This window comes from Oleiphilus sp. HI0117, from assembly GCF_001635235.1.
Map to the genome: position 1 here is coordinate 1 of NZ_LWGA01001348.1, position 12709 is coordinate 12709.

General features: G+C 43.5%; 13 protein-coding genes. 5 read left to right on the forward strand and 8 right to left on the reverse strand.

Going from position 1 to position 12709, the window contains the following annotated elements; all coding sequences use genetic code 11:
- The coding region (locus tag A3757_RS23195; protein WP_197470258.1) for a DbpA RNA binding domain-containing protein at positions 1-283 on the forward strand (283 nt) is incomplete at its 5' end.
- A gap of 92 nt (positions 284-375) precedes the next feature.
- On the opposite strand, the gene A3757_RS23200 is transcribed toward A3757_RS23195, so the two are convergent.
- Positions 376-789, reverse strand: a complete 414-nt coding sequence (locus A3757_RS23200) for a cytochrome c5 family protein (protein WP_231872168.1) — start codon at positions 787-789, stop codon at positions 376-378.
- Positions 790-1215: 426 nt separating this feature from the next.
- Here A3757_RS23200 and A3757_RS23205 point away from each other — a divergent pair, with 426 nt between their 5' ends.
- Complete coding sequence (locus A3757_RS23205) at positions 1216-1425, forward strand: cold-shock protein (protein WP_068511735.1); 210 nt, start codon at positions 1216-1218, stop codon at positions 1423-1425.
- Between the two features lie 94 nt (positions 1426-1519).
- Here A3757_RS23205 and A3757_RS23210 read toward each other — a convergent pair whose 3' ends face one another.
- From A3757_RS23210 to aceE, 3 genes are all read right to left on the reverse strand, one after another.
- Positions 1520-2941, reverse strand: coding sequence for a hypothetical protein (locus tag A3757_RS23210; RefSeq protein ID WP_068554858.1), 1422 nt, complete (start codon positions 2939-2941; stop codon positions 1520-1522).
- 87 nt (positions 2942-3028) lie between these two features.
- The gene (aceF, locus tag A3757_RS23215; protein WP_231872189.1) at positions 3029-4621 is read right to left on the reverse strand and encodes a dihydrolipoyllysine-residue acetyltransferase; all 1593 of its coding nucleotides are present in this window, start codon (positions 4619-4621) and stop codon (positions 3029-3031) included.
- A 10-nt stretch (positions 4622-4631) separates the two neighbouring features.
- Positions 4632-7292, reverse strand: a complete 2661-nt coding sequence (aceE, locus tag A3757_RS23220; protein WP_068554856.1) for a pyruvate dehydrogenase (acetyl-transferring), homodimeric type — start codon at positions 7290-7292, stop codon at positions 4632-4634.
- A gap of 298 nt (positions 7293-7590) precedes the next feature.
- Here aceE and A3757_RS23225 point away from each other — a divergent pair, with 298 nt between their 5' ends.
- Positions 7591-8226, forward strand: coding sequence for a hypothetical protein (locus A3757_RS23225; protein WP_068750064.1), 636 nt, complete (start codon positions 7591-7593; stop codon positions 8224-8226).
- Between the two features lie 8 nt (positions 8227-8234).
- Here the strand turns inward: A3757_RS23225 and A3757_RS23230 are convergent, their stop codons facing one another.
- Positions 8235-8816: a TetR/AcrR family transcriptional regulator gene (locus A3757_RS23230; protein WP_068554852.1), complete on the reverse strand. Its 582-nt coding sequence runs from the start codon at positions 8814-8816 to the stop codon at positions 8235-8237.
- A gap of 138 nt (positions 8817-8954) precedes the next feature.
- Between A3757_RS23230 and A3757_RS23235 the strand changes: the two genes are divergently transcribed.
- The gene (locus A3757_RS23235) at positions 8955-9566 is read left to right on the forward strand and encodes a glutathione S-transferase family protein (RefSeq protein WP_068554566.1); all 612 of its coding nucleotides are present in this window, start codon (positions 8955-8957) and stop codon (positions 9564-9566) included.
- A gap of 8 nt (positions 9567-9574) precedes the next feature.
- Positions 9575-10234, forward strand: coding sequence for a glutathione S-transferase family protein (locus tag A3757_RS23240; protein WP_068554564.1), 660 nt, complete (start codon positions 9575-9577; stop codon positions 10232-10234).
- 383 nt (positions 10235-10617) lie between these two features.
- Here the strand turns inward: A3757_RS23240 and A3757_RS23245 are convergent, their stop codons facing one another.
- From A3757_RS23245 to A3757_RS25430, 3 genes are all read right to left on the reverse strand, one after another.
- Positions 10618-11208 (reverse strand): hypothetical protein, encoded by a 591-nt coding sequence (locus tag A3757_RS23245; protein ID WP_068554562.1) that lies wholly within the window; start codon positions 11206-11208, stop codon positions 10618-10620.
- A gap of 8 nt (positions 11209-11216) precedes the next feature.
- A complete protein-coding gene (locus A3757_RS23250; protein WP_068512552.1) occupies positions 11217-12230 on the reverse strand; it encodes a hypothetical protein in 1014 nt (337 codons plus the stop codon).
- 279 nt (positions 12231-12509) lie between these two features.
- On the reverse strand, positions 12510-12709 hold a 200-nt coding region (locus A3757_RS25430; RefSeq protein ID WP_156506515.1), incomplete at its 5' end, for a helix-turn-helix domain-containing protein.

Genomic DNA, 12709 nt, shown 5'->3' on the forward strand with positions numbered 1-12709 from the left:
TTTAGATAGCGAATACATCGGACAAATTGAGATATACAACAACTTCAGTACGGTAGACTTACCTGACGGCATGCCTAAGTCGGTTTTATCTTTACTTAAAGCAGCTCGTGTCGCGAACAAGCCAATCAATCTGCGTAACTTCTCTATGAATGAAGTTGACGAAGGCTCTTTAAGGCCTAGCCCTAATAAGCGAAACACTAAGCCTCGCTCAAATCGACGTAGCGGAAGCAAGCCAGACCGTAAAGGAAAGGCTAATCGAAGCCGTGATAGAGATAGAAGCTAAGTAAATTGCAGACACAAAAAAACCGGACTTAGAGAAATCTAGTCCGGTTTTTTTGTGTCTAACAGCAGTTCTAGTTATTGCTAATTAATAACTTACTTACTGTTTTCAAGAATATAGTTAACTGTCGCAGCAATCTCGTCATCAGAGCAAGACATACATGTACCTTTAGGAGGCATCGCGTTTACACCAGAAATAGCATTAGCGATCAAAGCATCCACACCTTTTGCAGAACGATCAGCCCAAGTCGCTGCATCACCAAATTTCGGAGCGCCCATCGCACCAGTACCGTGACATGCTGCACATGAAGTGTCATAGATTTCTTTTGCGCTTTTAGGCCCTGACGCTACGGCTGCAGCAGCTGTACCACAGTCATCACCTTCAACACATACTTTACCGACCGGCTTCAATCGATCACGAATAGAGTCTTCATCCATTGCTGCATTAACAGAGAACACGACTGCCATAGTCATTACAGTTGATAGCAACACTTTGATTAGCTTATTCACTTAACACCTCATCTCTCATTTAATATTTATAGTGCACCTACTCTCATTTGATATTTATAGTACACCTATAATGTTGGCAGCATTATAGGGCATATTACAAACAACACAACCGTAGATATCTTCGAAAAAGCCCGGAAAAGTCGTTCTAAGGCAGCCAAATAAACCTATCTCACACCTTATTCCTAGATTAGGTCATATTTGTTAATTTTTTCTGCATTGTTCTTTGTTCAAAGCCCAATCCTTGACTACACTTGAACTTGAGTTTGAAAATATTCGCAAGAGCTGGTTTCTGTCCCAAGTTATAAAAAGGATGAAGAGCCCTTCAAATAGGTAATTCAAACAGCAATATGAGCCTCTCAGGTAACCCCTATAAAGTTATTACAGAGTACTCATTGAATAGTAAATTAAAATGGAAAAGGTTAGATAATGTCAGAAACACTTTCAGGAACCGTTAAATGGTTCAATGAATCAAAAGGCTTTGGTTTTATTCAGCGTGAGAATGGACCAGACTTGTTTGTTCACTTCAGCAATATTCAAGGCGACGGTTTTAAAACTTTGGCAGAAGGCCAAGCAGTTACATTTACAGAAGGCTCTGGCCAGAAGGGCCCTCAGGCTGAAAATGTAAACCCTGCATAGTAAGAATTCCTCATTCAACCCCGTTCCGGGGTTGAATTTTTCCTCTCTCACAAGCCTCACACTCAGTCAGCTAAACTCCTCAAATAAGCGACCTCTAGCGAAACCAACGTTTACCATTTCGAAAAGCTCTATTCAATTCAAACAGTCCACGATTGAAGTGCACTCGACACTTTTGTAACAGCGTATACTCTATGATTCGACGCTGATATAGGTGCAGGCTGACATGCCCCCAAACTACCCACCAGCGAACCGGATTCATTCCTTTACCTGACTTACCCGTGTCTTTATTCAAAAGCATTACATTCAATTGAACATCTGGCTTTTTAGGGTGATCGAGCACTAGACCAGTACCTTTAAAGCCCATTTTCTTGTATCGATAGACCCAATCATCGAGACTCGAAACCATTACGTACTTCTTACCCGCCGACAAGCCTTCACGGTACATATTTTCAAACACACCATGCAGAACGTCGGTGTCCTGATAGTACTTTTCAATACATATCGCGGTAATTTCCATAAGCTCTTCATATTGAGGCAGCTTTGCAAAAAGGCTCTTTGGTAATAACTGGTCAAGCTCAAATGGCTTCTCACCTCGCTCACCAAATACCAGCAAAGCACTACCGATTACGCGCTCATTATGAAAAGCAATCAATATCCGACCATAAGCATCCTGCTGCATAGCAAAGCGTGCAATAGGGTCATCTTTGTTACACATCCCCATACTCGCGTATGACTTGCGACGCAATTTCAAGACGGCTTCGTACTCCGCCTGAGTTTCAACAAAACGATACTGAACCAGCTCTTGAATATGCTGGGCATTCATACCCGCTCGACTAATGTCTCGCGGCGTCTTCTGTGCAAAATGGAAGCAATGCTGAGCCAGCTCGTCTTCTGCCAAATACGAAAGTGAGGGCGTTTCAATAAAGCATCTAATTTTATTCTGATCCGTTAACGAAACGTTGGACACCTTACCGACGACATTCTGAAGCTCTTGAATCGAACCCAAGCTATACTTCAGCTCCATACCTTCAAACAAGGTAAACTCTGTGTGAATCCCGCTTGCATAGAAGCCATTGCGAGACAAACTCTCCACCTCAAAATAGGCGTTTTGTTTGTAGACAAAAGGGTGAACCATTTGTCCTTTTAGGCTTTGTTCGGCACTTAAGTGGATAGGATGGAAACGGTCGTGCTTACTGCTCTGTTCGTGCTCAATGACCGCCGCAATTTTTACCTGCCCCTGCCTGATGGGCTGCCGGTCTATAATAAGCCCTTTAATCAGGTACTCGTGGTGTATCAAGGGGCTTACTAATACTTCTATTTTCCCTCCCACTTTCAGAACATCAGCATGCTCTTTTGAAACCGAGATAGCAAAGCCCAAACTTGAGAAGTCTGTGAGGGAAACCGAGAGGCTTTTATGCTCCAGACGAATCATCGCCTGGAAACCGTGCTTCCCGCTTAAAGATTGCCGAGCGATACGTCTATCTTCTCGGCTTATGAACTGGGTCTTAAATTCCATTATGGAAGTTACTCTAATTAATTGACAGCCTACAGCTATTTATTGAATTTATTATTTAATGACTGCCCGCATTCTGTACAATTTTTCCTACAATAACAACTCTCGCAAGTCACCTAGCACCTGTGACAATAAAGTTGTGAAACGCGCAGCATCGGCTCCGTTAACTGCTCGATGATCATAAGATAAAGACAGTGGCAACATTAAGCGTGGTTTGAAGGCTTCACCGCCATCCCAAACCGGTTTCATTTGCGCTTTCGATACCCCTAAGATCGCCACTTCCGGTGTATTTACAATTGGTGTAAAGGCGGTACCGCCCACACCACCTAAACTAGAAATAGTAAAACATGCCCCCTGCATATCCGCTGGCGACAACTTTCTGTCTTTCGCTTTGGCTGCCAAAGACTGGCATTCCTGGGCAATATCCCAAAGGCTTTTTTGGTCGACATTGCGAATAACCGGAACAACCAAGCCAGCAGGCGTATCTACTGCCAAGCCGATGTGTATATATTTCTTACGTACAATTTTCTCGTTTTTTATATCGAGTGAAACATTGAACTGCGGTAGCTGCTGCAAAGCATAAGCGCACGCTTTTATAATGAAGGCTACCGGTGTCAGCTTTACGCCGCGACTCTCAGCCTGTGCTTTGTGGCCTTTTCGAAAAGCCTCAAGGTCTGTAATGTCCGCCTCATCAAACTGCGTAACATGCGGAACCGTTAGCCAACTGGCCTGCATATTCTTAGCAGTAAGGCGCTGAAGTTTATCCATCTGCTGGATTTCAACTTCTCCAAATATTGAGAAGTCAGGCAAAGCAATTTCAGGAAGACCTAGCCCCCCTTGGTTACCACTTTGCGCAGCCTGGACCTGAGACTTTATATATTTCCTTAAGTCCTCTTTCAGAATTCTACTTCGAGGCCCGGAACCCTTTACTCGAGACAACTCAACTCCATGCTCTCTCGCAAATTTACGAACTGCAGGACCTGCATGAACCTTGCTTCCTGAAATCTGAGGCAGCACCGCAGGCGCATCATCCTCACTTACGATTGTCTCTTCCCGGGCATCAGTGTCATGCTCAGGTTTGGGCTTATTTTCATTGCTAGGCTTGCTGATTTCTTCGTTAGCATTCGCTGCTGATGAACCACCTTCAACCTTGAGCTCTGCAATAATATCACCTTTGGAAACCTTGTCTCCAACTTTGATATTAAGCGTTTGCAAAATACCCGACTCAGAGCAAGGTATCTCCATGGTTGCTTTATCAGACTCCAGCACAATCATCGCCTGATCACACTCTAAGGCATCACCTACTTCAACCAAGACCTCAATGACTTCAACCGATTCACTTCCGCCTAAATCCGGTACAGCTACCTGAACAAGCTCACTTTGCGGTGTTTCGCCCGGACTCTTCTCTTCCGAAGCTGATTCCTCAAGCTGAGCGTTCCCCTCAGAGGGTTCCATCACCAGTACCAAGGAACCTTCACTGACTTTGTCTCCTACTGTCAAAGAAACTGATTCAACCTTCCCCGCACATGGACTGGGTACCTCAACGGTCGCCTTATCCGATTCCAATACAATAAGTGAGCTGTCGACCTCAATTTCATCACCAGGAGATACACAGACCTCTACAACCTCTACTTCGCCCTCAACTCCGACATTGGGGACTTTGACTTCTATCGAATTCATCATCGTCTCCTGGTTATCGTTGAGTTGGACTTAGACAATTTCGGTCAATACCGAATTTGCGCATCGCATCTAGCACTACCTTCGCTTCAACCTTCCCTTCTTCAGAAAGTGCACTCAAAGCCGCCACCACGACATAGTGTCGATCAATTTCAAAAAACTGTCTTAATTTCTGCCGAGTATCACTCCGGCCAAAACCATCAGTCCCCAGAACCGTATAGCGCTTCGGTAAGTATGCTCGAATCTGCTCGCCATAAAGGCGGATATAGTCAGTCGATGCCACCACTGGTCCTTCACGTTCACCCAAGCAAGTTTCGACATAGCTTACTTTTTTCTTTTTATCCGGGTTCAACATATTCCAACGAACGGTCTTCATGCCATCTCGCGCCAATTCATTAAAACTAGTGACACTCCAAATATCACTTGCGATGTTATATTCATCACGCAAGATTTCGGCAGCAACTCTAACTTCATTTAATATGGCACCACTACCCATTAACTGAACGCTGAGTTTCTTTCCTCGCCCCTTAGGTTTAAGGGTATCGAATAAGTACATCCCTCTCAGGATTCCCTCTTCGGAGTCTTTGACCAAAGCAGGCTGTTTATAGTTTTCATTCATAATACTCAAATAGTAATAAACGTCTTCATTCTCCTGATACATACGACGTAAACCATCTTGAATAATCACCGCTAATTCACAGGCATAGGCGGGGTCATAAGCGATACAGTTCGGTATCGTTCCTGCCATAATATGACTATGTCCATCTTGATGCTGCAGCCCTTCTCCGTTGAGCGTTGTTCGACCTGCAGTTCCACCAACAAGAAAGCCGCGAGAACGCATATCGCCCGCCGCCCACGCTAAGTCCCCAACACGTTGAAACCCAAACATTGAGTAGTAAATATAGAACGGTATGAGCGGGTAATCATGAGTGCTATATGAGGTTGCGCAGGCCATCCATGCAGCCATTGCACCCGCTTCATTAATCCCCTCTTCCAGAATCTGTCCACCTTGATCTTCACGATAGTACATCACCTGATCACTATCATTCGGCACGTATTTTTGACCTTCAGAGGTATAGATGCCAAGTTGACGAAACATTCCCTCCATACCAAAGGTTCTCGCTTCATCCGGCACGATTGGCACGACGCGCTTACCGATACGCTTGTCCTTAGTTAAGGACGAAAGCATTCTAACAAAGGCCATGGTAGTTGAGATTTCTCTCTCACCACTGCCCTCTAGTTGATTCTTGAAAAAACTCAAGTCAGGCGTCACCAAAGGCTGACTCTGGGCACGCCGTTTTGGATAGAATCCACCTAGTTCCTCTCGGCGTTTTTTCATATAGACAGCTTCAGGGCTGTCTGCTGATGGCTGATAGTAAGGGATTGATTCTATATCGTCATCGCTGACAGGCACCCCAAACCGGTCACGGAATGCCTTAAGTGTTTCGACATCAAGTTTCTTCAGCGAGTGAGTACTGTTTGTTCCTTCACCAACCTTACCAAAGCCATAACCTTTGATCGTGTGCGCCAGAATAACGGTCGGCTGACCTTTATGATTAACCGCCTTATGATACGCAGCATAAACCTTGTAAGGATCATGCCCGCCACGATTAAGTTGCTCAATATCCCGATCACTCAATTGCTCAGCTAACTTGGCAAGCTCCGGATAGCGACCAAAGAAGTGCTTCCTCGTATAAGCCGCACCATTTGACTTAAAGTTTTGCATCTCGCCATCAACCACTTCATCCATCGCGCGCTGCATCGAGCCATCAGTATCTTGATCAAACAGAGGGTCCCACATCCGTCCCCAAATAACCTTGATAACATTCCACCCTGCGCCGCGGAATACCCCTTCAAGTTCTTGAATAATTTTACCGTTTCCTCTAACAGGCCCATCCAACCTTTGAAGGTTACAGTTCACGACAAATATCAGGTTATCGAGTTTTTCTCGCCCTGCTAGAGCTATGGAGCCAAGCGTCTCAGGCTCATCTGTCTCGCCATCGCCTACAAAGCACCAGACTTTTCGATTGCTTTTATCAGTAAGCTCTCGACTATGTAAGTACTTCATCACATGCGCTTGATAGATGGCTTGTAAGGGCCCTAAGCCCATAGATACCGTTGGGAACTGCCAATAATCAGGCATTAACCAGGGGTGAGGATATGATGGCAAACCATTTCCATCTACTTCATTTCGATAATTATCCATTTGCTCTCTAGAAAGCCGCCCCTCGATAAAGGAACGAGCATAGATACCTGGCGAAGTATGCCCTTGAATATATATAAGATCCGCTTCGCGCTTATCATTTCCCGCGTGAAAGAAGTGATTAAAGCCAACATCGTAAAGTGTCGCACTCGAAGAAAACGAGGATATATGTCCACCTAGTTCCCCCGGCCGTTTATTTGCCCTGAGTACCATCGCCATTGCATTCCAGCGAATAAGAGAGCGAATCCTACGTTCCATAAACAAATCGCCGGGCATCCGAGCTTCTTGGTCAGTAGGAATTGAGTTGCAATACGGCGTCGTCACTGAATATGGTAACTCACCACCTAACTTGCGAGCCTTCTCAGATAGTAAAGCAAGCAAATACTCCGCTCGCTCCATACCTTCATTATCGATTACAGACTGAATAGCTTCTAACCATTCCGAGGTTTCAATTGGATCAGAATCATCCAACATAGAGCACTCCTTAGGACACTAAATATTATTATTCTCTAAGAAAGCCAATCCTGGCACGCGAATCACCGCCAAAAATAAGCCGTCTTTACACATGACTCTAAGTTTAGACCCTCATTAGCAATAGCGTTAATTGAGTTTAGTAAAATAAACAACAAGCATAACGTGAATAATATTCACATTATTAAATGTACATATAGGACTTAAAACTGTATTATTTGTAACCAGCCGCAATTGATCTGCAGCGATATGTTCGAATGGAATATTTTTTTAGCTTTACTATGTTGTGTGTCTTGTTGAAATGAAAGCTCCGCTTATTCTTAGTATTTCTCTGCCCTTAATGTTGATAGCAAGTAAGTCACTTGCTTCGCAGCCAATTAATTCTCAAGAAAAGAGCACTATTGCCACTTATCAATCTTTGGCAATGAGCGAGTCAGACATGGACGACGTCTCTGCCATTGCCGGCATCTCTGTTTTGGACATATACGGCTCGCCTGCTGCAGGCTTAACCGTCGATAGCGAAGATGACGAAGCAACGAACTCTAACGGGAAAAATTCATACAATGAAGCAGAAGATACACAAGATTTTGCATCCCACGAGCTGAAGAAAATTGAAGACGGTGGACTGGCTACCACTCAAGCTAGTAATGATATAGCTTCGCCAACTGAAACATTAACTATTGAAGATAATTCAGTTGTCAGCGGTGCCGCACAAAGCTTTACCACCACCAGTGAAATAAATTATAAACCGAAGAATTTTCAGCATGAAATGAAGCAACTAAGTGGTGACTCAATTTCTATTTCACGTAACCTTCATGTAGACCTACTAAAAATAGAAAATCTTAGTGGCGATCATTATGACGAAAGCCGCTCCGCGGGCAGTATTTACCTATCCGACTGGACTTCTCGAGGTAACACAATCCTAACGCCTCGTTAGAAACCACCTTACCAGGCAGCGACCGTATTTCTTAGTATTTGCATCTGCCCTTCAATCTGCGCTTTAGAGTTAACAGCTCTGCGCCAGACAATCATCCCTTGAAGCTGGCAGAGCACAAATGCAGTCATATCCTCACTTCTCATTGTAGCTGGCTGCTCTCTTTGTATTTCATTTATTGCATTAAAAATAGCATCACGAAGATCATCGACCAGCAGCTTTAGAACCGACCTCACATCGGCGTCTTTTGAAATCTGGCTTAAGCCAGTATTCTGCATCATACATCCTAACGAACCCGCTTCAGACTGAAGCTGCTCCAAAAGCAAAACAAAATAATCATCTAAACGCTGCCTTGCAGGCTTATCACTCTTAAGCGGCGCTAACAAATAAGCTAGAACAGTCTTCCTATAATGCATTAAGACCTTTATGAATATTTCTTTCTTATCACCAAAGGTATTGTAGACACTAAAGCGGTTAATCCCAAGCTCATCTACCAAGTCTTGCATAGACGTTGCTTCATAACCCTTAAGCCAGAAAAGCTTCATTGCTTTATGCAACACTCTATCCGCATCAAATGCTAACTTACGACCCATATGCCTTTCTCAATGAATGTACTAATAAAAACTAATTATAGATTATTCTTGACCGGTCGTTTAGAAAAAAATACCATTCTAAACGATCAGTTAGAAAAATTACTAAATCCCGACCAATAACGAATAAGGAAAAACCCTATGAAAATATATGAGATGAGAATCGCACCGAACCCGCGCAGAGTCCGAATTTTCTTAGCTGAAAAAGGGATTACGGACATAGAGTTCATTGAGATCGACCTTCAAAAAGGAGAAAACCTAAACTCAGAATTCAAACAAAAAAATCCATTGGCTAAAGTTCCGGTTCTAGAGCTCGATAATGGCCAAACAATTTCTGAGTCCGTCGCCATCTGTCGATACTTTGAAGAGCTATATCCAGAGAAGCCTCTAATGGGTGAAACTGCTTTCGAAAAGGCTCAAATAGAAATGTGGCAACGTTGGGCGGAGTTTTACTTTCTGATGCCAACAGGTATGTGCTTTCAACACTCAAGCGGCTACTTTAAAGACAGAATGAATCCAATTAAGGAATGGGGAGCCGAGTGTGCCACTCATGTTAGAAAATTTATGACACACCTGAATAAGCATTTAGAGCACAATACATTTCTTGCCGGTGACACATTCAGCATTGCTGATATTACCGCACTCTGCACAATGGACTTTAATCGAGTGAATCAGATATCTATAGACAAAGAACAAGTTCACCTTCTGCGCTGGTATAAAGAAGTTTCCTCTCGCCCATCGGCTAAAGCCTAGGTACATATATGATTGATCTATATACATCACCAACCCCTAACGGACACAAGATTAGCATTGCGTTAGAGGAAATGAATATTCCTTACAAAGTAATCACTGTTGACCTATCTAAGGGTGAACAAAAAACGCCCGAGTATATCGCTATTAACCCGAATGGGCGAATACCGGCGATTATTGATCACGACAACGAAGGTTTTACTCTTTTCGAATCGGGGGCCATCCTGATCTACCTAGCCGAAAAGTCGGGAAATTTTTACGCACATACACCTAACGAGCGCGCGCTTATAAATCAGTGGCTAATGTTCCAAATGGGCGGAATTGGTCCAATGATGGGGCAAGCAAATGTTTTCTTTCGCTACTTTCCAGAAAAAATCCCCGCAGCTATTGACCGTTATCATAACGAGGTAAAGCGTTTGTTTGGAGTACTTGACTCTCACTTAAGTGAACATGAGTACCTGGTAAACAATTACAGCATTGCAGATATCGCAAACTGGGCTTGGGTTCGAACCCACAACTGGTCGGGTGTTGAAATCGATAGCTATCCAAACTTGGAAAGGTGGGTAAAAGCAATATACGAACGGCCGGCAGCATTAAGAGCCATTGATACGCCAAAGCGCCCTCGCTCAGAAAAAGTCGTTGCTAGTGGGCAAAAGATAATCGTTACCTGACAGACAGCGCTAATCAATTAAAAAGCGGGGAGCAGTGTGCTTCCTTGCGCACTACTCCCCGCTACCCAAGCTGAAGTCTTGCTGACCTCTTGGTAGGTTGATAAACCCTCATCACAGATGCTCATCCTTGAGCCCTACCCGCTTGTTCACGAAGTTAACAGCCAAATGCCACTGAAAGAATAATAATACTCGCTAAGCAGCATCCCTCGACTCCTCATGATAGATAAGGCTAGTTCGCTAGCATAAACTCTTCCGCGGCGTATCCCTTGCGTAAGGCAAAGCTAAATCCCTTTACTGCGTGAAGAACGTCTTATCTGGAACTAATGTTATAAGCAATTTTTGGGTGTGAATAGTTGTAGCTACAACCTTTTCAAAAAAATAGTCTAGTGATACTGAAATAACTTGGCCAGTACGCGGAAGGCCTTATCATTTGGAACAGAGCATATACTGAGCTTGTTATATATCGCCAATTTCTTTTTATTAATAGCTTGCTGGGAGATTCCCTTCATTTCAGATAATTGATTAACATCGTAAATTAACAGTTCTCTAGCAAGCTCCTGATCAGAGGAGCTGAGCTGTGCAAAAGGACTATCCCCCTCAATAAACGTATCCCCCTGGGCTGCGGATATAATCGCACTCCAACAAGGAGCGAAGCCCTTATTTTTATCCAAAACGGCATAACACCCCAGGCGCATCATTTTTGCTGCGCTCAAGTTATAAGAGTTTGGACTGGTTAGGATAATCACCTGGCCTTTGAACTGTCTACCGAGCCAGCCAACCAAAGCCCAATAATCAACCCCTGGGATTCCTGCATCGACGAGAAGAATGCTCTCGCTTCCCGCTAATAGAAGCTGCTGTTCAAGCTCAGGAGATATTTGGTTGAACGTCTCAAATTCGCACCCCAGCAATACATCTAGAGATATTCTTAGCGTATCGAGCAAGACCTGATCGGTAGAGATTACCTTAACGTGCACCTTCACTCCTAACAAACCAGACAAAGCGAATAGGTTTCGTCATAACTAATTTCTGCTCGTAGATTTGACGCCTTCGCCAACATGAAAAACTCTAGTTTTAAGCAAGCTAATTCTGCACCACGCTCAACACTTGATAGTAAGGGGTTAAAGTAATCGTTATATGTAAATCGCCCTCCAAGATCAAAGTGAATACACTCTCTTTGAGGCTGAACCATGTCTTTAATGTCATAACCTAAAATGGAGTAATAATCTTTAAGGGTCGCAAGCATCAACACCATTGCAGCCTCATTACTTTCAATATTGCGATCAAATCGTTTTTCGCTCTTGATACCGAACTGACGCAGCAACTTAGACAAACGAAAATTACTATTCATCGCTGTCTCAACTTCTCTAGCATAAACTCTTTTAACTGCCGCTATTATTCTCTGGCTTAGAAAACGCTTGAATTGCTCGCTATCCCGAATACATACCTCGTCCATATAACGCTTGGAGTGCAGCCAACCTCGCTCACATACAGCCAAATACTCTGCTGGAAATAACACCAATTGTTCTCGATGCTGTTTGCTTAATTGCGCTTTTTCAATCCCCTTTTTCAGAACAGCCAAGCGGTCATCTATAACCTGCTGAATACAGCTATTCTCACTCAAAAGCTCCTCACAGGCTTTACTCAATAAGCAGCTCAACACAGCATCCAGCTCCAGATTTTTTGGAGTCTTTGATAAGAGTTCACCGCTATCGATAAAGCTACTAGTCGAAACAACCTTGATATGAGGCCAACGCTGATCAGCTTCGTTTAAAAATGAATATGCCGAAAAGCTGGCGCTCTCCTCATCCATCACAACCAGAAAATAATCAGCGGGTTTATGTTCCAAAAAGGAAATAGCTGATTGAATAGAGTTTGCACTTTGTATACGCAGGCCTTTAAATTTAGCTACACGTCGCGCAGAAGAACATGCTAAAGAATCATCACTAACAAACAAGAAGGCTTTGTCTAATTGCAAGCGGGTCGAATTCCATGTCATCACTTAAATCCTTTTATGATCACTGACTACTAACCGAACAAACTTATCACAGGTGCCGAGACAAGAAAGCCCGACCATATAATTAAAGGGTCACGGGTCACATTCACCTTATAAGCATATTCCATCGGAATCCAGACCGAAGGTCAACCACTATTTACATTGCTATTTGAATTAAACCTTCTACCAACAAAATATAGAATAGGTATATTACCCACAGCCCAAACAAAAAAAGCAGGCTAAGCCTGCTTTTTCTTAAACAAAATGGGAAAACCTAAAGAGTTAACGCGTACCGTAAACCACCATAGTTTTACCCTTAACCTGAACTAATCCCTGATCCTCAAGGGTCTTGAGTACACGTCCAACCATTTCACGAGAACAGCCAACTATTCGCCCTATTTCTTGACGCGTAATCTTAATTTGCATGCCGTCTGGATGAGTCATCGCATCAGGTTCTTTACATAAATCCAGTAAAGTGCGTG